This is a genomic window from Streptomyces sp. NBC_01089, from assembly GCF_045162975.1.
In the GTDB taxonomy this organism is placed as follows: Bacteria; Actinomycetota; Actinomycetes; order Streptomycetales; family Streptomycetaceae; genus Streptomyces.
In genome coordinates this window covers 3,406,432-3,432,360 of the sequence record NZ_CP108660.1, presented here as the reverse complement: position 1 = coordinate 3,432,360, position 25,929 = coordinate 3,406,432, and the positions used below count along the sequence as shown (strand labels likewise).

Below are 25,929 nucleotides of genomic sequence, written 5' to 3'. Positions count from 1 at the left end.
GGTCGCTGAACAGTGGAGAACTTGATTGCGCTGCTGATCGCAGCGCCTTTGCTCGGAGCGGCGGTACTGCTCTGCGGTGGACGCCGGTTCGACCGTGCCGGCCACTGGCTGGGCACGGTGCTCGCCGGCGCGTCCTTCGTGCTGGCGGCCGTCCTCTTCGTGAACATGCTGGGCAAGGGCGCGGACCACCGCACCCTGCACCAGCACCTGTTCAGCTGGATCCCGGTGGCCGGCTTCAAGGCCGACGCCGCCTTCCAGCTCGACCAGCTGTCGATGACCTTCGTCCTGCTGATCTCCGGTGTGGGCACGCTGATCCACATCTACTCGATCGGCTACATGGAGCACGACGAGCGGCGCCGCCGCTTCTTCGGCTATCTGAATCTCTTCCTCGCGGCGATGCTGCTGCTGGTCCTCGCCGACAACTACCTCCTGCTGTACGTCGGCTGGGAGGGCGTCGGTCTCGCCTCGTACCTGCTGATCGGCTTCTGGCAGCACAAGCCGTCCGCGGCGACGGCGGCCAAGAAGGCGTTCATCGTCAACCGCGTCGGCGACATGGGCCTGTCGATCGCGATCATGCTGATGTTCACCACCTTCGGGACCTTCGCCTTCGGCCCGGTCCTGCACTCCGTGGGGGGCGCGTCCCAGGGCAAGCTCACCGCCATCGGCCTGATGCTGCTGCTCGCCGCCTGCGGCAAGTCGGCGCAGGTGCCGCTGCAGTCCTGGCTCGGTGACGCGATGGAGGGCCCGACCCCGGTCTCGGCCCTGATCCACGCGGCGACGATGGTGACCGCGGGCGTCTACCTCATCACCCGCTCCGGGGCGATCTTCAACGCCGCACCCACCGCGCAGCTCGCCGTCGTGGTGGTCGGGGCGGTGACACTGCTCTTCGGGGCGATCGTCGGTTGCGCGAAGGACGACATCAAGAAGGCCCTCGCGGGCTCGACCATGTCGCAGATCGGCTACATGATCATGGCGGCGGGTCTCGGCCCGATCGGATACGCCTTCGCGATCATGCACCTCGTCACCCACGGCTTCTTCAAGGCCGGGCTCTTCCTCGGCGCCGGATCGGTCATGCACGGCATGAACGACGAGGTGGACATGCGGAAGTACGGCGGCCTGCGGAAATACATGCCGGTAACGTTCGTGACCTTCGGCCTCGGCTATCTCGCCATCATCGGCTTCCCCGGCCTCTCCGGCTTCTTCTCCAAGGACAAGATCATCGAAGCGGCCTTCGCGAAGGGCGGCACCGAAGGCTGGATCCTCGGCGGCGCGGCCCTGCTGGGCGCCGGCATCACCGCGTTCTACATGACCCGGGTCATGCTGATGACGTTCTTCGGCGAGAAGCGCTGGGTGCCGGACGCGGAGGGCCACGAGCCGCACCCGCACGAGTCGCCCAGGTCGATGACCATCCCCATGATCATCCTTGCGTTCGGCTCGGTCTTCGCCGGTGCGTTCTTCGGCATCGGGAACCGCTTCCTGCACTGGCTTGAGCCCATCACCGGCCACTCCGAGGGCAATTCACCGGTCAGTGCGGGCGCCGTCACCGCCGGGACGATGGTGGTCCTGGTCATCGGCGTCGCCATCGCCTGGCTCGTCTACGGACGCAGGCCCGTGCCCGCGGTCGCCCCCAAGGGCTCGCTGCTCACCCGCGCCGCCCGGCGCGACCTGCTCCAGGACGACTTCAACCATGTGGTCCTGGTCCGCGGCGGCGAGCACCTCACCAGGTCGCTGGTCTACCTGGACCACTCCCTGGTGGACGGCGTCGTCAACGGCACGGCCGCGTCGGTCGGCGGAATCTCGGGCCGGCTGCGCAGACTGCAGAACGGCTACGCCCGCTCGTACGCGGCCTCGATGTTCGGCGGCGCAGTGATCCTCGTCGCCGCGACCCTGCTGATGAGGGCGGTCTGATCACCATGTCCTTTCCCCTCCTGACGGCGACCGCCGCGCTCCCGGCGGTCGGTGCGATCGCCACCGCCGCGGTCCCGGCCGCCCGGCGCACCGCGGCGAAGTGGCTCGCGCTCCTCTTCTCGCTCGGCACCCTCGCCCTGGGAGCCGTGCAGCTCGTCCGCTTCGACCCAGGCGGCGCCCGCTACCAGCTCACCGAATCGCACGCCTGGATCAAGGACTTCGGCGTCCGGTACGAGCTGGGGGTGGACGGCATCGGGCTTGTGATGCTCGCCCTGACCGCGCTGCTCATCCCGTTCGTCATCCTGGCCGGCTGGCACGACGCCGACCCCCTGGAGACGCACAGCTCGCGCTGGCGGCCCACCCAGGGATTCTTCGCCCTGATCCTGGCCGTCGAGGCGATGGTGATCCTCTCCTTCGAGGCCACCGACGTCTTCCTCTTCTACATCCTCTTCGAAGCCATGCTCATCCCGATGTACTTCCTCATCGGCGGCTTCGGGGACCGGGCGCACGCGGGCGGCGACGAGGCGGCGGCGACCCAACGCTCGTACGCTGCGGTCAAGTTCCTCCTCTACAACCTGGTCGGCGGCCTGCTCATGCTGGCCGCGGTCATCGGCCTCTACGTGGTCGCGGGGAACTTCTCCCTCCAGGAGATCGCCGCCGCCCGGGCCAACGGCTCGCTGCACATGGCGACCGGCACCGAGCGCTGGCTCTTCCTCGGCTTCTTCTTCGCGTTCGCGGTGAAGGCGCCGCTCTGGCCGCTGCACACCTGGCTGCCCAACGCCATGGGCGAGGCGACCGCCCCGGTCGCCGTGCTGATCACCGCCGTGGTCGACAAGGTCGGCACGTTCGCGATGCTGCGCTTCTGCCTCCAGCTCTTCCCTGAGGCCAGCAAGTGGGCCACCCCGGTGATCCTGGTGCTCGCGCTGATCAGCATCGTCTACGGCGCGCTGCTCGCGGTCGGCCAGCGCGACATCAAGCGGCTGATCGCCTACGCCTCCGTCTCGCACTTCGGCTTCATCATCCTGGGCATCTTCGCGATGACCACCCAGGGCCAGTCGGGCGCGACGCTCTACATGGTCAACCACGGGATCTCCACGGCCGCCCTGATGCTGGTGGCCGGCTTCCTGATCTCGCGGCGCGGCTCGCGGCTCATCGCCGACTACGGCGGGGTGCAGAAGGTGGCCCCGGTCCTCGCCGGGACCTTCCTGATCGGCGGCCTGGCCACGCTGTCGCTGCCCGGCCTCTCCCCGTTCGTCAGTGAATTCCTGGTCCTGGTCGGCACGTTCAGCGCCTACCCGGCCGCCGGGATCATCGCGACGGTCGGCATCGTGCTGGCCGCGCTGTACGTCCTCGTGCTCTACCAGCGCACGATGACAGGGCCGGTCAAGGCGACGGTGCAGGGCATGGCGGACCTGAAGGTCCGGGAACTCGTCGTCGTGCTGCCGCTGATCGCGCTGCTGCTCTTCCTCGGCGTCTATCCGAAGCCGCTGACGCAGATCGTCGACCCGGCCGTGAAGCACACCATGTCCGACGTCCAGAAGAAGGACCCCCAGCCCACAGTGGAGGCCGCGAAGTGAGCGCAACAGCTGTCCACAGCCTGTGGACAACGGGGGCGAGCCCCATCGGCAAGATCCCGACCCCGCACATCGAGTACGCACAGCTCACCCCCGTGCTGATCATCCTCGGTGCGGCCATGCTGGGCGTCCTCGTCGAAGCGTTCGTACCGCGCAAGGGCCGCTACTACGCCCAGGTGTTCCTCACCGTCGTCGCGGTCGTCGCCTCCTTCGCGGCGGTCGTCGCGCTGGCGGCCGGCGGATACGGCTCGACCAAGGCGCACATCGCGGCGATGGGCGCGATCGCCGTCGACGGACCCGCGCTCTTCCTCCAGGGCACCATCCTGCTGGCATCCCTGGTGGCGGTCTTCACCTTCGCCGAGCGCAGGCTCGACCCGGAGGTGCACGGCAACCGCACGGACTCCTTCGCCGCGCAGGCCGCGTCCGTACCGGGCAGCGACAGCGAGAAGGAAGCCGTCAAGGCCGGGTTCACCACCACCGAGGTCTTCCCGCTCGCCCTGTTCGCCATCGGCGGCATGCTCGTCTTCCCCGCCGCCAACGATCTGCTGACGCTCTTCGTGGCGCTGGAGGTCTTCTCCCTGCCGCTCTACCTGCTCTGCGCCGTCGCCCGCCGCAAGCGGCTGATGTCGCAGGAAGCGGCCGTGAAGTACTTCCTGCTCGGGGCGTTCTCCTCGGCCTTCCTGCTCTTCGGGATCGCCCTGCTCTACGGGTACGCGGGCTCCGTCTCGTACGCCCGGATCGCCGACGTGGTCGACGGCACCGTGCAGAACGTCGACCCGGCGCTCGCCAACACCATGGGCAACGACGCGCTGCTGCTCATCGGCGGCGCGATGATCCTGCTCGGGCTGCTCTTCAAGGTCGGCGCCGTGCCGTTCCACATGTGGACCCCGGACGTCTACCAGGGCGCGCCGACCCCGGTCACGGGCTTCATGGCGGCAGCCACCAAGGTCGCCGCGTTCGGCGCGCTGCTGCGGCTGCTGTACGTGGTGCTGCCGGGGATGCGCTGGGACTGGCGGCCGGTCATGTGGGCCGTCGCGATCATCACCATGCTGGGCGGTGCGATTGTCGCGATCACCCAGACCGACATCAAGCGGATGCTGGCGTACTCGTCCATCGCGCACGCCGGGTTCATCCTGGCCGGTGTCATCGCCACCACCCCTGAGGGCATCAGCTCGGTCCTCTTCTATCTGGTGACGTACTCGTTCGTGACGATCGGCGCCTTCGCCGTGGTCACGCTGGTGCGGGACGCGGGCGGCGAGGCCACCCACCTCTCCAAGTGGGCCGGGCTCGGGCGGCGTTCACCGCTGGTGGCCGCGGTCTTCGCCATCTTCCTGCTGGCCTTCGCGGGTATCCCGCTGACCAGCGGGTTCAGCGGGAAGTTCGCCGTGTTCAAGGCGGCGGCCGACGGCGGGGCCGGCGGTCTTGTCGTGGTCGGTGTGATCTCGTCCGCCATCGCCGCGTTCTTCTACATCCGGGTCATCGTGCTGATGTTCTTCAGCGAGCCGAAGGCGGACGGCCCGACCGTCGCCGTGCCGTCGCCGCTGACGATGACGACGATCGCCGTGGGTGTCGCGGTCACGCTGGTCCTGGGGCTCGCCCCGCAGTACTTCCTGGACCTGGCAGGACAGGCGGGGGCCTTCGCCCGGTAGCCGCCGGGCCGTTCTCCCCACGATCTCCGCCGTCGGGCGGGCCGGGCGTCCCCGGCCCGCCCGACGGCTTTCGTACGGGGTGACCGGGGCGGGCGCACCCCGTGGTGGACCGCTGTGTCCGGGGATGTCGGTGCGGGACCCTATCGTGGCAGGAGTGACCGGCAGGATGGACGGGACCAGCGCGACGGGGGACGGAACGATGGAACGCGGAACAGGACGCGGGACAGAGCGCGGGGCGGAACGATGAGCGGGAGTGGCGAGGCAGTGGCCGAGCGTACGGAGCAGGCAGAGCGGACCACGCACGCGCGGGGCGCGGAGAGCGAGGCGCTCAGCACCCTGCACCGGGTCTTCGGGTACGACGCGTTCCGCGGCGAGCAGGAAGAGATCATCGGGCAGGTGGTGGACGGCGGGGACGCCGTCGTGCTGATGCCGACCGGTGGCGGAAAGTCCCTCTGCTACCAGATCCCCGCCCTGGTCAGACCAGGTACGGGCGTGGTGATCTCACCGCTGATCGCACTGATGCAGGACCAGGTGGACGCGCTGCGCGCCCTCGGTGTGCGGGCCGGCTTCATGAACTCCACGCAGGACTTCGACGAGCGCCGCACCGTGGAGGCCGAGCTGCTCGCCGGAGAGCTCGACCTGCTCTATCTGGCGCCCGAGCGGCTGCGGGTCGAGGCCACGCTCTCCCTGCTGAGCCGCGCGAAGATCTCCGTGTTCGCGATCGACGAAGCGCACTGCGTCGCCAGCTGGGGACACGACTTCCGCCCCGACTATCTGGCGCTCTCGCTGCTCGGCGAGCGCTGGCCCGACGTCCCGCGCATCGCCCTGACGGCCACCGCCACCCGCGCCACCCACCAGGAGATCACCGAGCGGCTCGGCATGCCCGAAGCCCGGCACTTCGTTGCGGGCTTCGACCGGCCCAACATCCAGTACCGCATCGTCCCCAAGAACGACCCCAAGAAGCAGCTGCTCGCCTTCCTCAAGGAGGAGCACGCGGGGGACGCCGGCATCGTCTACTGCCTCTCCCGCGCCTCCGTCGAGCGGACCGCCGAGTACCTCTGCAAGAACGGCGTGGAGGCCGTGCCGTACCACGCGGGGCTCGACGCGGGCACCCGCGCCGTCCACCAGTCACGCTTCCTGCGGGAGGACGGCCTCGTCGTGGTCGCGACGATCGCCTTCGGGATGGGGATCGACAAGCCGGACGTCCGGTTCGTCGCCCACCTCGACCTCCCCAAGTCGGTGGAGGGGTACTACCAGGAGACCGGGCGCGCCGGGCGGGACGGGCTGCCGTCCACGGCGTGGATGACGTACGGCCTGCAGGACGTCGTGCAGCAGCGGAAGATGATCCAGAGCGGTGACGGCGGTGAGGTGTTCCGCCGCCGGGCCGCGGCCCACCTCGACGCGATGCTCGCGCTCTGCGAGACGGCCGGCTGCCGCCGCGCCCAGCTCCTCCAGTACTTCGGCCAGGAGGCGGAGGCCCCCGCCTGCGGCAACTGCGACACCTGCCTCAGCCCGCCCGAGACCTGGGACGGGACGGTGGCGGCGCAGAAGGTGCTGTCGACGGTGGTACGGCTGGAGCGCGAACGCCGGCAGAAGTTCGGCGCCGGCCAGATCATCGACATCCTGCTCGGCCGCAGGACGGCCAAGGTCATCCAGTTCGACCACGACCAGCTCTCCGTCTTCGGTATCGGCGATGACGTGCCGGAGGCCCAGTGGCGTGGTGTGGTGCGGCAGTTGCTGGCGCAGGGGCTGCTGGCGGTCGAGGGGGAGTACGGCACGCTGGTCCTGACCGGCACCAGTGGCTCGGTGCTCTCGGGAGAGACCGAGGTCCGGCTGCGCAAGGAGCCGGAGAAGGCTGTGGTGGCCCGGGCTGCCAAGGGCGAGAAGAAGGCCAGGGCGGCAGTCGCGGCGGCCGACCTCCCGGCGGATGCGGTGCCGGTCTTCGAGGCGCTGCGGACCTGGCGCGGCAAGCAGGCCAAGGAGCAGGGCGTCCCGGCGTATGTGGTCTTCCATGACGCGACGCTGCGGGAGATCGCCACGGTGCGCCCCGCCACGCTCGGTGAGCTGGGCGGGATCGGCGGCCTCGGCGAGAAGAAGCTCGCGACGTACGGGGAGGGCGTGCTCGGGGTGCTGGCCGAGCTGGCCGGCCCGGCGACCACCACACCGGACCCGGCTGCCACACCGGACCCGGCTGCCGCGGCGGCCCGCCCCGGGGCGGACGCGACCGCGCCGGACCAGCCGTCCGGCCAGGCGGCCCAGCCCGCCCGGGCCGGGGCCCCTGCCTCTGCCCGGGTGCCCGCGCAGAGCGAGCCGGACGACCCGGGAGCCTGGGAGGAGCCGGACTTCTCCGACTACCCGGACGACCCGGAGGGGTAAGGCGGCGGCAACAAGGCGGAGCAAGGGGAGCGAGGCGCCAGTAAGGCTGCCCAGGCCCCAGGCCCGAAGCCAAGGTCCGAGCCCCAGGCTCTGCCCCCAGGTCCGCGGCCCAGGCCCAGAGGGTAGCCCCGAGACCAGGGGGCGGCAGGCCCGGCCCTCAGCCTCCGCCGCCGCTCCGTCTCGCCCGGTCGCGTTGGATGGTGCGGTGCACCGCGTGCGCCGGCCACTCCTCCTTGATCAGGGTCCGCATCGCCGAGCGGGACTTCCAGCCCTCCCGTGCGACGATCCGCGACAGGCCCACCGCCGAGACGAGCGCCGCCAGCGCCCGGCTGCGCGGGTCGGGGAAGTCCGCCGCCTCCGCCGTCAGGAAGCGGTCGCGGGCCGGAGCCGACCAGTCGCGCGGGCCCGCCGGATGCCGGTAGTAGGGCAGCAGCCCCGCGAACCGGCGCGTCTCACGGGTCAGGACGTCCTCGTCCACCAGGTGGTCCAGATACAGGCCCTCCACCGTGCGGCCGTTCCGGCGGATCCAGTAGCGGGCGCCGACGCCCCCGGCGGACTTCCTCGTGTCGGTGGCCGGCAGCAGCTCCAGCACCCGCGCGAGGACCGGGTCGTGCGGCAGCAGCGGCCGCTCCACCGTCACCTTCCCGTGCGACTCGGAGATCCGGCCCTGCAGCTCCAGTTCGGCCAGGGCCGCACCGGCCATCCCGAACTCCAGATAGCGGTTCCTGCAGAACGGTCTGCCCCGGCCCGGGTCCAGTGCGAGCAGCAGCAGTTCCTCGGGGAGTGTCGGCGCCTCCTGGCTCATGGTGCGGGCACGATCCTTCCGGTCACTTCGCCGAGGCCGACCCGGGTCCCGTCCGGCCCCGGCGCCCAGGCGGTCAGCGTCACCTCGTCGCCGTCCTCCAGGAACGTCCGCTTGCCGCCGCCGACTTCGAGGGGCCGGCTGCCGTTCCAGGTGATTTCGAGCAGCGAGCCGCACTGTCCGGCCGACGGCCCGCTGACCGTCCCCGAGCCGAAGAGGTCCCCGGTGCGGAGCGAGGCGCCGTTGACCGTCGTATGGGCCAGCATCTGGGCGGCCGTCCAGTACATCCCGGCGAACGGCGGCTCGGAGACCGGCTGCCCGTTGATGGCCACCGTGATCCGCAGATCGAGGCCGCCCGGCTCCTCGGCCGACGCGTCGTCGAGGTAGGGCAGCAGGGGCAGTTCGCGGGCGGGCGGCGCGGTCCGTGCCGCGTCCAGCGCTTCCAGCGGTGTCACCCAGGCCGAGACCGACGTGGCGAAGGACTTGCCGAGGAAGGGGCCCAGCGGCACGTACTCCCACGCCTGGATGTCGCGCGCCGACCAGTCGTTGAGCAGCTGGACGCCGAAGACATGGTCCCGGTACCCCGACAGCGGCACGGGCTCGCCCCGCCCGGACGGGACGCCGACGACGAAGCCGACCTCCGCCTCGATGTCGAGCTTGACCGAAGGCCCGAAGACCGGCGCCGGGTCCGACGGCGCCTTCCGCTGCCCCGCGGGACGTACGACATCGGTGCCCGACACGACGACCGTGCCCGAACGGCCGTGGTAACCGATCGGCAGATGCTTCCAGTTGGGCGTCAGCGGCGCGGAGTCGGGCCGGAAGATGCTGCCGACGTTCGTCGCGTGGTGCTCGCTCGCGTAGAAGTCGACGTAGTCGGCGACCTCGTACGGCAGGTGCATCGTGACATCCGCGACCGGATGCAGCAGCGGCTCTATGACCTGGCGGTGCGCCGGCACGGTCACCCAGGCCGTCAGCGCGCGCCGCACATCGCGCCACGCCGTACGGCCCGCCGCGAGCAGCGGGTTGAGCGTGGGGTGGGCGAGCAGCGTGCCGTACGGGGAGCCGAGGGCGGTCGCCGCCGCCCCCGCGTCCAGTACATGGCCGCCGATCCGTACCCCCACCCGGCGCCGGTCGGGATCCTCGGGGGTGGAGAAGACTCCGTACGGCAGGTTGTGCGGGCCGAAGGGGTCGCCTTCGGGAAGGTCGAGCGGACTCTGCTCGGGCATGGGGTGCTGCCTCGCTTTCAGGTCTGTGGACAGACCCACGGTACGGGGGCGAGGCGTGCCGCGTCAGCTGGTGAAACGTTCGCGGTGCCCCGCCCCGCCGTACCCGGCGCGCTACCCCGCCGTGCGCGGGATCCGCTTCTCCCAGCTCCGCCGGAAGACCACCTCGTCGCCCTCCTGGCACACCACTTCGCTCGACGTGATGAAGTCCCGGGCGTCGCAGGTGATCTCGGACCTGGTCCGCACCCGGGCGTCCCAGCCCGTCTCGGGGCGGTGCAGCCGGATCGACCAGTCCGAGCGGGTGTGCGCCGTCAGCGGGTCCGCCTCGTTGATCGTGTACGTCTCCAGCGCGTCCTCGCTGAACTCCAGGCCGTCCGGGTAGATCCGGGTGCCCCCGTAGCGGGGGTCCACCTCCAGACGCCAGTCGCCCTTCGCCACATCGCGTACGACGAGACGCTCCGGGCGCTCGTCCGGATTATCCGGATACTCCACCGCGAGCGGCTCCGACTGCTCCGGCTCGTCGAAGGTGATGTGGTCCTCGGTGTGCGCGCGGACCGGGAGTTCCATCGTCGAGGCCGCCGGGTCAAGGGTCCAGCCGTGCGCCGAGTCGGGCTGCGGCCAGATCCACGGCCAGTACGCCGACGACACCGACAGGCGGATGCGGTGACCGGGCGGGAAGGTGTGGCCGACGCCGTTCAGCTCGAAGGTGAGCGACTCGGTGGCGCCCGGCTCCCAGGGGTCCACACGGTCCCGTCCGTGGCGCGCCGAGAAGTTGAGCGCGCCCCGGGTGACCAGAGTGGACGAGCCGTCAGGCGCGACATCGCAGAGCCGGGCGACGACCTGCCCCGTGGGGACGTCGGAGCGCACCGACAGGTGCACCTTGGCGCGGCCCAGGATCTCGATGGGGGCCTGACGGACCGGGAATTCGAAACAGACGGACTTCGCGTCCTCGTCCCGCTGGTCGGGAGGCAGGTCCGAGTCATTGCCGAACGGGAAGAACCGCCCGGCGTCCAGACCGGTCTGCATCGGCGACCTGACCTCCATCGGGTCGCCCTGGAGCGCGTACGACACGGGGGTGACATGCGGCGAAGGCCAGGCGGTGTCCGCGACCCAGCGGCCGGGCAGCTCCGGGTAGACCGTGGCCGGCGGGTGCGACTCACTGATCCACGAGCGCAGCAGCGGCTCGTCCATCACCCCGTTGTCCTCGCCCTTCAGATGGTGGTCCCACCAGCGCAGGGTCTCCTGGAGGAAGCCGATCGCCGGGCCCGGCGGCAGCCCGCGGTCCGGATACTGGTGCGACCACGGGCCGATCAGCCCCCGCACCCGCGACGGGTCCAGATTCCCGACCAGCCGCAGCGCGGTGTCCCGGTACGGGTCGTGCCAGCCGCCGACGGTCAGTACGGCCGCCTTGATCGCCGAGTAGTCCTCGCAGACGCTGCCGTGCTTCCAGTAGTCGTCGCGCGTCTGATGGGCGAGCCAGGTGTGGATGAAGGGCTCGACGGCCTCCAGACGGCTCAGCCACATGTCCCGCCAGACCGAGCCGACCTGCGCCGGGTCCGGCGGCCGTGACACGAAGGCGAGCATGGTGGCCGCCCAGGCGTGCATGTCCACGGCGAGCACCGAGCCGCCCATGTAGTGGACGTCGTTGTCGTAGCGGTCGTCGGCGGAGCAGACCGTGACGATCGCCTTGAGCGGCTCGGGGGCGATGGCCGCGATCTGGAGCGAGTTGAAGCCGCCCCACGAGATGCCGAACATCCCGACCTTGCCGGTGCACCAGTCCTGTTCGGCCAGCCAGTTCACCACCGCGACCCCGTCGGCCAGCTCCTGGGCGTCGTACTCGTCACCCGGCATACCGGTCGAGTTGCCGTGGCCGCGCACATCCACCCGGACGGAGGCGTAGCCGTGGCCCGCGTACCAGGGGTGCCGCTGCCAGTCCCGCGGCGCCGTCCAGTCGCTCAGCCGGTACGGAAGGTATTCGAGCAGGGCGGGGACCGGCCCGTCGGCGTTGACCGGGCGCCAGATCCTGGCGTACAGCTGCGTGCCGTCCGGGAGCGGGATCCAGACGTCCTCGCGGCGGGTCTCGTACGGGAATTCGGTGCGGATTCGAGCCACGGCAGGCGCTCCTCAGTGGACGGGGTGCATGGTGCGTTTGAGCCAGGGGGCGGCGGCGACGACCGCGAGCCCGGCGACGACGGCGATGGCGCCGTTGACACCGAAGTACGCCGGGTCGGAGACCTCGCCGTACAACTTCACGATCTGCGCCTGGATGCCGTTGGCGAGGGCGAGCGACAGGAACCAGAGGGCCATCGTCTGGCTGGCGAAGGCGGCCGGCGCGAGCTTGGTGGTGGCGGACATGCCCGAGGTCTCGACCAGGATGTCGCCGAGCCCCAGCAGCGCGTACGAGCCGACGATCCACCAGACGGACATCAGCCAGTCGGTGCCCGTGCGGCCCGATGTGGCGGGGACCATGATCAGGAAGGAGAGCCCGCCGAGGATGGTGCCGATCGCGATCTTGTTGGACGCGTGCGGCTGGCGCTTGCCCATCCGGACCCACAGAGCGGCGACCACGGGCGCCAGGGCCACCTCGAAGGCGCCGAGCGCCGACGCGTACCAGCTGGCCGGGAAGTGGTAGCCGAAGATCTCCGTCTTGGCGTTGGTCGACGCGAGCAGGATCATCGTCGAGTACGCCTGGAAGAGGATGAAGTTGAAGACCACCGAGGCCAGGAACAGCACGATGTACGGGCGGAGATGGCCGCGCTCGGCCTTCGTCACCCGCGGGCTGCGGAACATCACGGCGAAGAAGACGACCGGCGCGGCCACCGAGATGATGGTCAGCGCGTCGACGGTGCGGTCCAGCGTCAGCCAGCCGGAGAGCCCCAGGATCACGGCGATCACCGCGACCGCCAGCGCCCCGCCGACGATCATCCGGACGGCGCGGCGCATCGCCGCGGGCGGCAGCGCCTGCTCGGCGGCGTCGGTGCGGCCCGCGATGGTGCGGCGCCCCAGGACGTACTGGATCAGACCCAGCGTCATCCCGACGGCGGCGGCCGAGAAGCCCCAGTGCCAGCCCTTGTGGTCACCGAGCCAGCCGGTGATCAGCGGGCCGAGGAAGGCACCGATGTTGATGCACATGTAGTAGAGGGCGAAGCCGGCGTCGCGGCGCTGGTCCTCGGTCCGGTAGAGCTTGCCGACCAGGGTCGCCACGTTCGGCTTCAGCAGCCCCGTACCGATCGAGATGAGCCCCAGGCCCACCCAGGTCATACCGGCCGTCGGGACCGCCATGGAGTAGTGGCCGAGCGCGATGAGGATGCCGCCGCCGAGGACCGCGCGGTAGGAACCGAGAATGCGGTCGGCCAGCCAGCCGCCCGCCACCGAGACCAGATAGACCAGCGTGCCGTACGCGGCGGAGATGGACGCCGCCGCCCCCGGCGACATGCCGAGACCGTCCTGGTTGACCGCGGCCGTGAAGTAGAGGACGAGGATGGCCTGCATCCCGAGGAACGAGAACCGCTCCCAGATCTCCAGTCCCGACAGCGTCGCCAGGCCGCGCGGCTGACCGAAGAACGAGTGGTCGTCGCCCGGCTCCGGCGGGGGCTGGGACGGTGGTGCCTGTCCCGGCTGCGGCTCTGTTCCGGACAAAGGTACTGCTCCCATTCGAATCGACTTGTTTTGAACATACCGGTCACGCTCGGTATGTGCTCGGGGTGGGCGGGCAGGCGCTCATGGTGATCGAAAGAGGACCGGATACGCTGACTTGAGTGCGGACAGCGACACATCGACAATCCGTGTGATCGTCAGCAGACAGGAGATCCCCTCGTGACCGTCGTCGAGCCATTCGGGCTGAACGTGCGGGACCAGGCACTTGAGGCCGATGTCCAGGCCGGATTGGCAGCTGTCGAGGCCGGGCTGCTCGATGCCACCAAGAGCGAGGTCCCTTTCATCACGGAGGCCGCGCAGCATCTTGTGCGAGCCGGGGGTAAGCGCTTTCGTCCGCTTCTTGTGATGCTCGCTGCCCAGTTCGGTGACCCTTATGCACCCGGAGTCGTGCCTTCGGCCGTAGTGGTCGAATTGACACATCTGGCGACGCTTTACCACGACGACGTGATGGACGAGGCGGAAGTGCGCCGCGGGGTGGACAGCGCCAACGCGCGCTGGGACAACTCGGTCGCGGTCCTGACCGGCGACTTCCTCTTCGCGCGCGCTTCGCACATCCTGGCCGACCTGGGCCCGGAGGCCGTACGCATCCAGGCCGAGGCGTTCGAACGCCTCGTCACCGGCCAGATCCTGGAGACCGCGGGCCCGCGCGACGGCCGCGACCCGGTCGGCCACTACCTCGACGTCATCGCGGGCAAGACGGGCTCCCTGATCGCCGTCTCCGGACGGTTCGGCGCGATGATGTCCGGCGCCGACGAGAGCGTGGTGAACATCCTCACGCAGTACGGCGAGCGGCTCGGCACCGCGTTCCAGCTGGCCGACGACGTCCTGGACATCGCGAGCGACAGCCACGAGTCCGGCAAGACACCGGGGACCGACCTGCGTGAGGGCATCCCCACCCTGCCGGTCCTGCGGCTGCGCGCCCAGGCCGCCGAGTACGGCCGCCCGGACGATCTCGCCCTGGTCGAGCTGCTGTCGGGCGATCTGACGGACGACGCCCGGCATGCCGAGGCGCTGCGGCTGATGCGGGCGCACCCGGCCCTGGAGCAGGTACGCCAGGACACCGTGCGGTACGCGGAGGAGGCCAGGGCCTCACTGGCGCCGCTGCCCGAGTGCTTCGCGAAGACCGCTCTCGAGGAGCTGTGCGGCGCGGTGGTGCACCGCGTCGGGTAGGACGTGCCGGGGCGGCGGTGACGTGCCGCTGGTTGGTCCGGGTGTATGTGCCGCCGGTTGGTCCGGGTGTACATGCCGATGGTTGGTCCGGGTGTACGTGCCGCCGTTCGGACAGGGTGTGTGCCGGGCCCGTGCCGCGTATCCGCGGGCGGGCCCTTCGTCGTCCGTTGGGCCGGTCGCACCGGGCGGGTCCTTCGGACGGGTGGGCCTCTCTCCCCGGCCGGCCGCTTCCCCTACGGGGCGGGGCGCGTTGCCGGCGCCGTCTGTCATACCGCAGCACTAGGCGCAGTTGCTCCCGGGGGCTGACGCGTACGGCCCGGGAATTTGGTGAGATGGACTGCACCACACCCCACCAATTCGGGTGAGAATGGCGGCGCGGGGTGGACGAGCGCAACCGTACGGATCGCCGCCGATCACGGAGGTAGGGCACACATGGCACCGAACGACACTGCACAGGGCACCGGAGAGGCCGGGACTTCCGCCGCGGCCCGCCGGAAGGCGGCGCGTTATCTCGTCCCGGTCGGAGTCGCGGGGGTGGCCGCGGTGACGATCGGCCTCGTGCCGGCGCTCGCCAGCTCGGGCGACCCCAGCCTTCCGAAGATCTCGGCGCAGCAGCTCATCGAGAAGATGGCCGCATCGGACACCCAGCAGCTCTCCGGCACGGTGAAGGCCGAATCGGACCTGGGCATCCCGTCGCTGGGCGGACTGGCCGGCAGCATCGGCGGGGGCGCGGTCAGCGGTGGCGGTGACAAGGGCGGGTCGAGCGCGTCGCCCGAATCCAAGCTGATGGAGCTGGCCTCGGGCACGCACACCCTGCGGGTGGCCGCCGACGGCCCCGACAAGCAGCGGGTGTCCATCATGGACAGCGCCGCCGAGTACAGCCTGATCCACAACGGGGGTCAGGTCTGGGCGTACGACAGCAAGTCGAACGAGGTCTACCACGCGAGGACCGGCGCACCGGCGGACGGCCGGAAGGGCGGCAGCGGCCACACCGACAAGCTCCCGGCCACTCCGAAGGACCTCGCCGAGCAGACGCTGAAGGCCGTCGGACCGACGACATCGGTGAGTGTCGACGGCACGGCGCAGGTGGCGGGCCATGACGCGTACCAGCTGCTCATCAAGCCGAAGCAGTCCGGTTCCACGATCGGTTCGGTCCGTATCGCGGTGGACGCGAAGACCGGCACCCCGCTGAAGTTCACCCTCACGCCGAGCGGCGGCGGCAAGGCGGCGATCGATGTGGGCTTCACGAAGGTCGACTTCGGGAAGCCCGCGGCCTCCACGTTCACCTTCACTCCGCCGAAGGGCGCGAAGGTGACGGAGGGCGCCGCTCCGAAGGCCGGTACGAAGGCCGCTCCGAAGGCCGGTACGCACGGGGTGCCCCAGGGCAGCCCGAAGGACCTGAAGTCGGGCTCGCCGGAGGACTTCAAGGGCCTGAACATCATCGGCAAGGGCTGGACGTCGGTGGCCAGGATCGACACCGGCAGCGGCAAGGGCATCGGTGCGCCGGGCGGCTCCGCGCAGAAGAGCGGCGTCCCGGCGGACGCGCAGAAGTTCCTCAGCTCGCTGGGGGACAGGGTGACCGGCTCGTTCGGCTCGGGCACGGTCTTCCACACCCGGCTGGTGAACGCGCTGATGACGGATGACGGAAAGGTCTTCGTCGGCACCGTCGACAAGGCCGGACTGGTCAAGGCGGCCGACGCGGCCAAGTAGGCCCGGCGACGGATCCGGCCGGGTCCTGGTGGGTCCGGCTGGGTCCGCGCTCGGCGGGGTCTTGGTGGTCCGGCTGGATCTGTGCTCGGCCGGGCCCTGGTGGGTCCGGCTGGGTCCGCGCTCGGCGGGGTCTTGGTGGTCCGGCTGGATCTGTGCTCGGCCGGGCCCTGGTGGCCCGGCTGGGTCCGTGCTCGGCGGGGCCCCGGTGGCCCGGCCGGGGCCGGGCGGCTGTTCCCGTTAGCCTGGTCCGCAGGTGCGCCGAACCGACGGGACCATCGCCATGCCTGAAGCCGTCATCGAAACCCATGCCCTCACCAAACGCTTCCGCGGCGGCCAACTCGCCGTGAACCGCCTGGACCTCACCGTCCCGCGCGGCAGCGTCTTCGGCTTCCTCGGGCCCAACGGCTCCGGCAAGACCACCACGATCCGGATGCTCCTCGGCCTCATCGCCCCGACCTCCGGCACCGCCAGCCTGCTCGGGCGGCCGATGCCCGGCGCCGCCCGCAGCGTCCTGCCCGAGGTCGGCGCCCTCATCGAGGGCCCCGCGCTGTACGGGTTCCTCTCCGGGCGCGACAATCTGCTGCGCTACGACTCCGCCGACCCGCAGGCCGACCCCCGCACCCGGCGCACCCGCGTCGACGCCGCTCTCGAACGGGTCGGGCTCGCCCACGCGTCGGCCAAGAAGGCCAAGGCGTACTCGCTCGGTATGAAGCAGCGGCTCGGTCTCGCCGCCGCGCTGCTCCAGCCGCGCGGACTGCTCGTCCTGGACGAGCCGACGAACGGGCTCGATCCGCAGGGCATGCGGGAGATCAGGACCCTGGTGAGGGAACTGGCCGAGGACGGCACCACCGTCTTCCTCTCCTCCCACCTCCTGGACGAGATCGAACAGGTCTGCACCCACGCGGCCGTGATGGCCAGGGGCACCCTGCTCGCCCAGGGCCCCGTCGCCGATCTCGCGACCCGCGGCCGCCTCGCCGTCGGCACACCCGACCCCGACGTGGCCGCCCGCGTACTGGGGGAGCGGGGAGTCACCGGCGTGGAGGTGGCGGGGGACCGGGTGACCGGTGACATCCCGTCGGCCGGGACGGATGTGGCGGACCTCAACGCCGCTCTCGTACGGGAAGGCGTCCGCGTCAGGTCCTTCGGCGTCGAACGGGCCTCTCTGGAGGACGCCTTCGTCGCACTCACCGGAGAGGGTTTCGATGTCGCAGGCTGAGGCGTCCAGGCAGGAGCCGCAACAGGGCCCTGGGGACGGGAGGCCCGGGGACGGCGGGCCCGGGGACGGCGAGCCTCGGGGCGACCGGCCCGGAGACGACCGGCCCGGAGACGACCGGCCCGGAGACGACCGGCCCGGAGACGACCGGCCCGGAAACGACCGGCCCGAGGGCGCCAGCCCCGGAACCGCCAGCCCCGGAAGCACCAGCCCCAGAAGCACCAGCCCCGGTCCCGGTGGGCCCGGGGCGTCGCGCGCCGGCTCGTATCCGCGCCGGCAGCTCGGGCTCTTCGCCTCCGAGCTGACCGTCACCTTCCGCCGCTGGCGCACCCTCGCGCTGCTCGCCGTGCTGGCCGCGGTCCCGGTCCTCATCGGGATCGCCGTCAAGCTGGAGTCGGACCATGGCTCGACGGCCCGCGACCCCAGCGGCAACGGCCCCGCCTTCCTCACGGACATCACCAACAACGGCCTGTTCCTGGTCTTCGCGGCGCTCGCCGCGACCCTGCCGGTGTTCCTGCCGATGGCGATCGGTGTCATCGCGGGGGATTCCGTGGCGGGGGAGGCCAGCGCCGGGACGCTGCGCTATCTGCTGGTCGCCCCGGCCGGCCGGACCCGGCTGCTGCTCGCCAAGTCCGTCTGCGCCGTGGCCTTCTGTCTGGCCGCGACCCTGGTCGTGGCGGCCTCCGCGCTTGCGGTGGGGGCGCTGCTCTTCCCGCTCGGTGATGTCACGACGATCTCGGGGACCCAGATCTCCTTCGCCGACGGCCTCGGCCGGGCGGCGCTGATCTCGGCCGTCGTCGCCGCCTCACTGGTCGGGGTCGCGGCCGTCGGCCTGTTCGTCTCCACCCTCACCAGCAGCGGAATCGCCGCGATGGCGACGACGGTCGGTCTGGTGATCACGGTGCAGATCCTGGACGGGATCCCCCAGCTGCACGCGCTCCAGCCGTATCTGTTCCCGCACTACTGGCTGTCCTTCGCCGACCTGCTGCGGGCACCGGTCTACTGGGACGAGATCGTCAAGAACCTCGGCCTGCAGGGGCTGTACGCCGTGGTGTTCGGCTCGGCGGCCTGGGCGCGGTTCACCACGAAGGACATCGCGGCCTGACCGGGGAAGCGAGAAAGGGAGGGCACGTGCCGTACCGAGAAGCCGTCCCCCGACGCGGCTCGACACGACACGTACCGTTTCCCCGGCCATATTCTCGGACGTACACCTTCCGCTGTCAAGACGCTACGTATCGTCCCCGTCCCTGACCGGTGAATAGACTCAAGCGGTGAACCTCACGCCCAACCCCGCACGCCGCAGTGAGAAATCACAGCAGGCGATCCTCGCGGCCGCCCTCGTGCTCTGTATCGAGCGGGGGTACGCCCGCGTCACCATCGAGGCGATCGCCGCCCGTGCCGGTGTGAGCAAGAAGACGATCTACCGCTGGTGGCCGTCGAAGGGCGCGCTGGTGCTCGAAGCGCTGGACGACGCGGTCATCAAGACCCGCCCCTTCCCCGACACCGGCGACCTCGCCGCCGACCTCCACTCCCAGATGAGCGGAGTGGTGCGGCTCCTCGCCCATCCGCCGCTCGGGCCCGCGTACGCCGGGATCCTCACCGAGATCCAGTACGACGACGACCTGGCCAGGACCGTGCAGGAGCAGTTCATCGATCCCCGGGTCAGGGGCGCGACAGGCCGGCTGCGCAGCGCCCAGGAGCAGGGCGAACTCCCCGAGGACGCCGATGTCCAGCTGGGGGTGGAGCTGCTCTACGGCCCGCTCTACTACCGGCACAGCCTGCGCAGGCCCCCGTACGACGCGGAGGAGATCACCCGGCTGATCGCCCATGTTCTGAAGGCGCTGGGCGGCTGACAGCCCGGGGCGGCTCCTGCGCCTGCTCCCGTACTGCCCCCGGTTCCTGCGTCCGGTCCTGCTCCCGCTCCCGCGCCTCGGCCGTCAGCTGAGCGGCCCGTGCCCGCGTCCGGTGCGCGTTCCGCAGGGCGTCCCAGGTCAGGACCGTCAGCGCCAGCCACACCAGCGCGAACCCGGCCCACCGCTCCGGCGGCATCGCCTCATGGAAGTACAGGGTGCCCAGGCCGAACTGGAAGACCGGCGTCAGGTACTGGAGCAGTCCCAGGGTCGAGAGCGGTACGCGGATCGCCGCCGCGCCGAACAGGATCAGCGGGATCGCGGTGACCAGCCCCGTGGAGGCCAGGAGCACCCCGTGCGCGGGCGGGCCGAAGGTGGACTCGCCGCGCCCGGCGAGGAACAGCAGATACGCCAGCGCCGGCAGGAACTGCAGCGCCGTCTCCGCCGTGAGCGACTCCAGCCCGCCGAGATTCACCTTCTTCTTGACCAGCCCGTACGTCGCGAAGGAGAAGGCCAGCATCAGCGAGATCCAGGGCGGCTTGCCGTAACCGACGGCCAGCACCACGACGGCCGTGGCGCCGGTGGCGACGGCGGCCCACTGGGCGGGGCGCAGCCGTTCGCCCAGGAGCAGGACGCCCATCGCGATGGTGACCAGCGGGTTGATGAAGTAGCCGAGCGAGGCTTCGACGACCTGACCGTCGTTCACGGCCCAGATGTAGCCGCCCCAGTTGACGCTGATGGCCACCGCGGCGATGGCCACCAGGCCCAGCTTGCGGGGCGCGCGGACCAGCTCGCCGATCCAGGTCCAGCGCCGCATCACGAGCAGGGCGATCAGGACGACGCCGAGCGACCACACCATGCGGTGGGCCAGGATCTCCATGGCGCCCGACGGCTTGAGCAGCGGCCAGAACATCGGGACGAGCCCCCACAGCACGTACGCGGCAACGCCGTTCAGGAACCCTGCCCGCTGCTCACTGGTGCCCTTCACGGGCCCTCCCCTGAGTTCGTCCGGCATGCGTCGAAGGCACGAGGCGCACGGATTCGAAGGTACGGGAGGAGGGCCCGGCTGTCATGCCCGTTTCGTCATACGCTCATGACAGGCGGCACCGCCGTACGAAAGGCGGCACCGCTGTACGGCCGCCGCACGGTGTCACGCCAGTGCGGCCGCGATCGACGTGGCGATCGGGGTGGTGGGGCGTCCGGTCAGCCGGGCCAGGTCGCCGCTCGTGGTGGCCAGCAGGCCGCGCTCGATGGCCGTCCCCACGTCCGCGAGGATCGCCGCCATCGCCTCGGGGACACCGGCACCGGTCAGGATCTCCTGGTGGGTGGCCGCCGGGACGTTGCGGTACACGATCTCCTTGCCCGTGGCCTTCGCGACCTCCGCCGCGTACTCCGCGAAGGACCAGGCGGTGTCGCCGCTCAGCTCGTGGACCCGGCCCAGGTGGCCGTCCGACACGAGGACGGTGGCGGCGGCCGCCGCGTAGTCGGCGCGGGCGGCCGACGCGACCCGGCCGTCGCCCGCGTTGGTGACGACCGCGCCGTGCTCCAGGACCGGCGCGAGGTTCTCGGTGTAGTTCTCGTTGTACCAGCCGTTGCGCAGGAAGGTGTACGGCAGCCCGGAGTCCAGGATCAGCTGCTCGGTCACCTTGTGCTCGTCGGCCAGCTGGAAGTCGGCGTCGGGGCCGCCCAGGATGCCCGTGTACGCGAGCTGGGCGACGCCCGCCGCCTTCGCCGCCTCGATGACCGCGGTGTGCTGCGGCACCCGCCGGCCGACCTCGCTCCCGGAGATGAGCAGCACCCGGTCGCCGGAGCGGAACGCCCCGTCGAGGCTCGCCGGGTCGCTGTAGTCGGCGATGCGCAGCTCGACGCCGCGCGCCGCCAGGCCCGCGGCCTTCTCCTTGTTGCGTACGACGGCTGCGACCTGGTCCGCGGGGACCCTGGCGAGCAGCTCGTCGATGACGAGGCGGCCGAGTGCCCCGGTGGCTCCGGTGACGACGATGCTCATGAGGTGGTGCTCCCTGTGGGTCGGGGGTCGGGTGGGGCGTGGGGTACGCCCTCTGGCACTCACCCTACGAGGGGTACTAACCAGGGGAAAGTACCCACTTTGAAGTAAGGTACTGGTATGGACGTAAGCGAAGTGCTGGGAAGAGCGGCGACCGGGTCCGGGCCCGACGTCAACCAGGCGATGTGCCCCTCGCGGCTGATCCTGGAACATGTCACCAGCCGCTGGGGCGTGCTCGTGCTCGCCGCGCTGCTGGACCGCTCGTACCGCTTCAGCGAGCTCCGCCGGCGGGTGGGCGGGGTCAGCGAGAAAATGCTCGCCCAGACGCTGCAGACGCTGGAGCGGGACGGCTTCGTCGACCGCGACGCCAAGCCGGTCATCCCGCCGCGCGTGGACTACTCGCTCACGCCGCTCGGCAGGGAGGCCGCCGAGCAGGTGTGGGCGCTCGCCCGGTGGACCGAGCGGCAGGTCGACACGGTGCTGACGGCGCGCGAGGCATACGACGGGGCCCGGTCCTGACGGAGCAGAACCGGGCCCGGGGCGGCGCTCACCGGCACCTGAGGTGTACTCAGCCCGCGACGGTCCAGGTGTCGTTGCCGGCGAGGAGGGTGGCGAGGTCGCCCTTGCCGTGTTGTTCGACGGCGGTTTCGAGCTGGGTGTTCATGAGGGTGTCGTAGACGGGCCGCTGGACGTCGCGGAGCACGCCGATGGGGGTGTGGTGGAGGGTGTCGGCGTCGGCGAGGCGGGAGAGGGCGAAGGCGGTGGTCGGTGACGTGGAGTGTGCGTCGTGGACCAGGACGTCGGCTTCGTTCTGCGGGGTGACGTCGACGACTTCGAGGTCGCCGGTGGTGTGGTCGCGGATGACGCCCTTGGGTGCTTCGGGGGTGCCGAAGCGGATGGGCTGGCCGTGTTCGAGGCGGATGACCGCTTCCTGGGCCTGTTCGCGGTCCTTGAGGGCTTCGAAGGCTCCGTCGTTGAAGATGTTGCAGTTCTGGTAGATCTCGACGAGGGCTGTGCCGGGGTGGTCGGCGGCCGCGCGCAGCACGCTGGTGAGGTGTTTGCGGTCGGAGTCGACGGTGCGGGCGACGAAGGACGCCTCGGCGCCGATGGCCAGCGAGACCGGGTTGAAGGGGGAGTCGAGCGAGCCCATCGGGGTGGACTTGGTGATCTTGCCGACTTCGGAGGTCGGTGAGTACTGGCCCTTGGTCAGCCCGTAGATCCGGTTGTTGAAGAGGAGGATCTTGAGGTTGACGTTGCGGCGCAGGGCGTGGATGAGGTGGTTGCCGCCGATGGACAGGGCGTCGCCGTCGCCGGTGACGACCCAGACGGACAGGTCGCGGCGTGAGGTGGCGAGGCCGGTGGCGATGGCGGGGGCGCGGCCGTGGATGGAGTGCATCCCGTAGGTGTTCATGTAGTACGGGAAGCGGGACGAGCAGCCGATGCCGGAGACGAAGACGATGTTTTCCTTGGCGAGGCCGAGGTCGGGCATGAAGCCCTGGACGGCGGCGAGGACGGCGTAGTCGCCGCAGCCGGGGCACCAGCGGACTTCCTGGTCGGATTTGAAGTCCTTCATGGACTGTTCGGCCTCGGCCTTGGGCACCAGGTTCAGGAGTTCGTTGGTGTCAGGCATCGATGGCCTCCTTGAGTGCCGTCGCGAGCTGTTCCGCCTTGAAGGGCATGCCGTTGACCTGGTTGTAGGAGACGGCGTCGACCAGGTATTTGGCCCGGATGAGGAGGGCGAGCTGGCCGAGGTTCATCTCCGGGACGACGACCTTGTCGTAACGGTGGAGGGTCTCGCCGAGGTTGGCGGGGAAGGGGTTGAGGTGGCGCAGGTGGGCCTGGGCGATGGGGACGCCGTCCTTGCGGAGCCTGCGGACGGCTGCGGTGATGGGGCCGTAGGTGGAGCCCCAGCCGAGGACGAGGGTGCGGGCCTGGTCGGGGTCGTCGGTGTGCAGGTCCGGGACGTCGATGCCGTCGATCTTGGCCTGGCGGGTGCGGACCATGAAGTCGTGGTTGGCCGGGTCGTAGGAGATGTTCCCGGTGCCGTCCTGTTTCTCGATGCCGCCGATGCGGTGTTCGAGGCCGGGGGTGCCGGGGACCGCCCAGGGGCGGGCCAGGGTCTGCGGGTCGCGCTTGTAGGGCCAGAACACCTCGGTGCCGTCCGCGAGTTCGTGGTTGGGCGCGGTCGCGAACCGGGGGCGCAGGTCGGGCAGTTCGCCGGTCTCGGGGATGCGCCAGGGCTCGGAGCCGTTGGCGAGGTAGCCGTCGGAGAGCAGGAAGACCGGGGTGCGGTAGGTGACGGCGATCCGGGCGGCGTCCAGGGCGGCGTCGAAGCAGTCCGCGGGGGTCCTGGGCGCGATGACCGGGACGGGGGCTTCGCCGTTGCGGCCGAACATGGCCTGGAGCAGGTCGGCCTGTTCGGTCTTGGTGGGCAGTCCGGTGGAGGGCCCGCCGCGCTGGATCGCGATGACCAGGAGGGGCAGTTCGAGGGAGACGGCCAGGCCGATCGTCTCTGACTTGAGCGCGACTCCGGGGCCCGAGGTGGTGGTCACGGCGAGGGAGCCGCCGAAAGCGGCGCCCAGGGCGGCGCCGATGGCGGCGATCTCGTCCTCGGCCTGGAAGGTCCGCACGCCGAAGTTCTTGTGCCGGGACAGCTCGTGCAGGATGTCGGAGGCCGGGGTGATCGGATACGAGCCGAGGTAGAGCGGCAGGTCCGCCTGCCGGCCCGCGGCGACCAGCCCGTACGACAGGGCCAGGTTCCCGCTGATGTTGCGGTAGGTGCCGGCGGGGAACGCGGTGGCGGCCGGCTCGACCTCGTACGAGACGGCGAAGTCCTCCGTCGTCTCACCGAAGTTCCACCCCGCGCGGAACGCGGCGACGTTCGCCTCCGCGATCTGCGGCTTCTTCGCGAACTTGGCCCGCAGGAACTGTTCGGTGTTCTCCGTCGGCCGGTGGTACATCCACGACAGCAGCCCGAGCGCGAACATGTTCTTGCTGCGCTCGGCCTCCTTGCGGGAGAGCCCGAACTCCTTGAGTGCCTCGATCGTCAGCGTCGTCAGCGGCACCGGGTGGACCTGGTAGGCGTCCAGGGAGCCGTCCTCCAGCGGGGACGCCGGGTAACCGACCTTCGCCATCGGCCGCTTCGTGAACTCGTCGGTGTTCACGATGATGTCCGCGCCCCGCGGCACATCGGCGATGTTCGCCTTCAGCGCGGCCGGGTTCATCGCGACGAGGACGTTCGGCGCGTCGCCGGGAGTGAGGATGTCGTGATCGGCGAAGTGCAGCTGGAACGAGGAAACACCCGGCAGAGTGCCCGCGGGCGCCCGGATCTCGGCCGGGAAGTTCGGCAGGGTCGAGAGGTCGTTCCCGAACGACGCGGTCTCCGAGGTGAACCGGTCACCCGTGAGCTGCATCCCGTCACCCGAATCCCCCGCGAACCGGATGATCACCCGACTCAGCCGACGCACCTCTTTGGGGCCGGGGCCGGGGCTGCTGGGGCCGGTGGCGGTGCCGGGGGCCGCGTCCGTGCCGGTGGCGGTGCCGGGTGCCGTGTCCGCTGTGGCGCCGCGCTCACCGGCCCTGCCGTCTCCGGTGCTGCCCTCTTCGACCGTGCCCTCTTCGACCGTGCCCTCTTCGACCCTGCCCTCTTCGTCGATCAGAAGGGCGCGTTGTTCCCCGACGACGGCCTCATCGGATCCGTCGGCCTGCTCGGCTGGGCTACTGACCTGGCTGGTCACTGAACTGGACCTCCCTCGGGCGGCTGCTCGGATGCGCCCGGCTGCCCGGGCACACCGGAACCCACCCTACGACGGTAAGGGTGGCCTTCCCTGGAAGGCTCATGAAGTGGACGCCTTTTTGAGACGCCGAATTGCCCGGAATTGCGGTCATTGGAACCGCCCCTCCTGCCCTTCGGTGTCATCGGGCGCTCGCGCTGGGTGTTCATCCTTTGGATCTAGGACCTGCCCGGGGCCTCTCTCGCGATACGGCCCCGACCTCGCTATCTGACAGAGTGTCAGGTAATTACGAGTTCAGATAGGTCAGCACGGCGAGGACCCGACGGTGATCCCCGTCACTCGGCGAGAGCCCGAGCTTCAGGAAGATATTGCTGACGTGCTTCTCCACCGCCCCGTCGCTGACCACCAGCTGCTTGGCCACCGCCGAGTTCGTCCGCCCCTCGGCCATCAGCCCCAGCACCTCGCGCTCACGCGGCGTCAGCCCGGCCAGCACGTCCTGCTTGCGGCTGCGGCCCAGCAGCTGCGCCACGACCTCGGGGTCCAGCGCCGTCCCGCCCTGCGCCACCCGCACCACGGCGTCCACGAACTCCCTGACCTCGGCGACCCGGTCCTTCAGCAGATAGCCGACACCCCGGCTCGACCCGGCCAGCAGCTCGGTGGCGTACTGCTCCTCGACGTACTGCGAGAGGACCAGCACCCCGACCCCCGGGTAGTCCTTGCGCAGCCGTACGGCCGCCCGTACCCCCTCATCGGTGTGCGTGGGCGGCATCCGTACGTCCGCGACCACCACATCCGGCAGCAGCTCCTGGGCCGCCAGGTCCCCGACCGTCTTGATCAGCGCCTCCGCGTCCCCGACACCCGCGACCACGTCATGACCGAGGTCGGTCAGCAACCGGGTCAGGCCCTCCCGCAGCAGCACTGAATCCTCGGCGATGACCACTCGCACTCTGTCCTCCACGACGCTGAAGCCCCCCACTTGTGTCCATTCCTGCCCTGCGCCCACCAGCATCCCAGCATCGGGGGCCGAACGGGCGGGAGCCTGGACTATCGGGTGCCGCAGG

At 70.5% G+C, this 25,929-nt stretch carries 19 protein-coding genes; 10 read left to right on the top strand and 9 right to left on the bottom strand.

All coding sequences use genetic code 11. The features are described 5' to 3' along the window. The first annotated feature begins 12 nt into the window (after positions 1 to 12). From nuoL to recQ, 4 genes are all read left to right on the top strand, one after another. Entirely contained in the window at positions 13 to 1,908 is a 1,896-nt protein-coding gene (gene nuoL, locus OG510_RS15125) for an NADH-quinone oxidoreductase subunit L (RefSeq protein ID WP_406137329.1), read from the top strand. Between the two features lie 5 nt (positions 1,909 to 1,913). After that, entirely contained in the window at positions 1,914 to 3,485 is a 1,572-nt protein-coding gene (locus OG510_RS15120; RefSeq protein ID WP_406137327.1) for an NADH-quinone oxidoreductase subunit M, read from the top strand. Continuing rightward, positions 3,482 to 5,131 (top strand): NADH-quinone oxidoreductase subunit NuoN, encoded by a 1,650-nt coding sequence (gene nuoN, locus OG510_RS15115; RefSeq protein WP_406137325.1) that lies wholly within the window; start codon positions 3,482 to 3,484, stop codon positions 5,129 to 5,131. Before OG510_RS15120 ends, nuoN begins: the two co-directional genes overlap by 4 nt. A gap of 243 nt (positions 5,132 to 5,374) precedes the next feature. Further along, positions 5,375 to 7,507 (top strand): DNA helicase RecQ, encoded by a 2,133-nt coding sequence (recQ, locus tag OG510_RS15110; protein ID WP_406137323.1) that lies wholly within the window; start codon positions 5,375 to 5,377, stop codon positions 7,505 to 7,507. A 157-nt stretch (positions 7,508 to 7,664) separates the two neighbouring features. Here the strand turns inward: recQ and OG510_RS15105 are convergent, their stop codons facing one another. The 4 genes from OG510_RS15105 to OG510_RS15090 all read right to left on the bottom strand — a co-directional run bounded on the left by OG510_RS15105 (position 7,665) and on the right by OG510_RS15090 (position 13,171). Beyond that, a complete protein-coding gene (locus tag OG510_RS15105) occupies positions 7,665 to 8,312 on the bottom strand; it encodes a GPP34 family phosphoprotein (RefSeq protein ID WP_406137321.1) in 648 nt (215 codons plus the stop codon). Beyond that, the gene (gene fahA / locus OG510_RS15100; protein WP_406137319.1) at positions 8,309 to 9,535 is read right to left on the bottom strand and encodes a fumarylacetoacetase; all 1,227 of its coding nucleotides are present in this window, start codon (positions 9,533 to 9,535) and stop codon (positions 8,309 to 8,311) included. Before fahA ends, OG510_RS15105 begins: the two co-directional genes overlap by 4 nt. A gap of 111 nt (positions 9,536 to 9,646) precedes the next feature. Then, positions 9,647 to 11,644 (bottom strand): CocE/NonD family hydrolase, encoded by a 1,998-nt coding sequence (locus OG510_RS15095; protein WP_406137318.1) that lies wholly within the window; start codon positions 11,642 to 11,644, stop codon positions 9,647 to 9,649. Between the two features lie 12 nt (positions 11,645 to 11,656). Then, the gene (locus tag OG510_RS15090) at positions 11,657 to 13,171 is read right to left on the bottom strand and encodes a peptide MFS transporter (protein ID WP_406137316.1); all 1,515 of its coding nucleotides are present in this window, start codon (positions 13,169 to 13,171) and stop codon (positions 11,657 to 11,659) included. A 177-nt stretch (positions 13,172 to 13,348) separates the two neighbouring features. On the opposite strand from OG510_RS15090, the gene OG510_RS15085 reads away from it, so the two are divergent. From OG510_RS15085 to OG510_RS15065, 5 genes are all read left to right on the top strand, one after another. Further along, positions 13,349 to 14,359 carry a polyprenyl synthetase family protein gene (locus OG510_RS15085; protein WP_406137314.1) on the top strand — a complete coding sequence of 337 codons (1,011 nt, stop codon included), beginning with the start codon at positions 13,349 to 13,351 and terminating at the stop codon, positions 14,357 to 14,359. 432 nt (positions 14,360 to 14,791) lie between these two features. Continuing rightward, positions 14,792 to 16,069, top strand: a complete 1,278-nt coding sequence (locus tag OG510_RS15080) for a LolA family protein (RefSeq protein WP_406137312.1) — start codon at positions 14,792 to 14,794, stop codon at positions 16,067 to 16,069. Positions 16,070 to 16,349: 280 nt separating this feature from the next. Continuing rightward, a complete protein-coding gene (locus OG510_RS15075) occupies positions 16,350 to 17,285 on the top strand; it encodes an ATP-binding cassette domain-containing protein (protein ID WP_406142402.1) in 936 nt (311 codons plus the stop codon). Then, positions 17,272 to 18,387, top strand: a complete 1,116-nt coding sequence (locus OG510_RS15070) for an ABC transporter permease subunit (protein ID WP_406137310.1) — start codon at positions 17,272 to 17,274, stop codon at positions 18,385 to 18,387. The genes OG510_RS15075 and OG510_RS15070 overlap by 14 nt, the downstream gene beginning before the upstream one ends. Before the next feature lie 166 nt (positions 18,388 to 18,553). Next, positions 18,554 to 19,135, top strand: coding sequence for a TetR/AcrR family transcriptional regulator (locus tag OG510_RS15065; RefSeq protein ID WP_406137308.1), 582 nt, complete (start codon positions 18,554 to 18,556; stop codon positions 19,133 to 19,135). Here the strand turns inward: OG510_RS15065 and rarD are convergent. Both rarD and OG510_RS15055 read right to left on the bottom strand, forming a co-directional pair. Beyond that, on the bottom strand, positions 19,092 to 20,120 hold the full coding sequence (rarD, locus tag OG510_RS15060; RefSeq protein ID WP_406137306.1) for an EamA family transporter RarD: 1,029 nt from the start codon (positions 20,118 to 20,120) through the stop codon (positions 19,092 to 19,094). The genes OG510_RS15065 and rarD overlap by 44 nt on opposite strands. 162 nt (positions 20,121 to 20,282) lie before the next feature. Further along, entirely contained in the window at positions 20,283 to 21,137 is an 855-nt protein-coding gene (locus OG510_RS15055) for an SDR family oxidoreductase (protein ID WP_406137305.1), read from the bottom strand. Between the two features lie 117 nt (positions 21,138 to 21,254). Between OG510_RS15055 and OG510_RS15050 the strand changes: the two genes are divergently transcribed. Next, entirely contained in the window at positions 21,255 to 21,653 is a 399-nt protein-coding gene (locus tag OG510_RS15050; protein ID WP_406137304.1) for a winged helix-turn-helix transcriptional regulator, read from the top strand. Positions 21,654 to 21,702: 49 nt separating this feature from the next. Here OG510_RS15050 and OG510_RS15045 read toward each other — a convergent pair whose 3' ends face one another. The 3 genes from OG510_RS15045 to OG510_RS15035 form a co-directional block, all read right to left on the bottom strand. Then, positions 21,703 to 22,764, bottom strand: a complete 1,062-nt coding sequence (locus OG510_RS15045; protein ID WP_406137302.1) for a 2-oxoacid:ferredoxin oxidoreductase subunit beta — start codon at positions 22,762 to 22,764, stop codon at positions 21,703 to 21,705. Beyond that, entirely contained in the window at positions 22,757 to 24,871 is a 2,115-nt protein-coding gene (locus OG510_RS15040) for a 2-oxoacid:acceptor oxidoreductase subunit alpha (protein WP_406137300.1), read from the bottom strand. The genes OG510_RS15045 and OG510_RS15040 overlap by 8 nt, the downstream gene beginning before the upstream one ends. Positions 24,872 to 25,154: 283 nt before the next feature. Then, entirely contained in the window at positions 25,155 to 25,814 is a 660-nt protein-coding gene (locus tag OG510_RS15035) for a response regulator transcription factor (protein WP_164261102.1), read from the bottom strand. Positions 25,815 to 25,929: the final 115 nt, after the last annotated feature.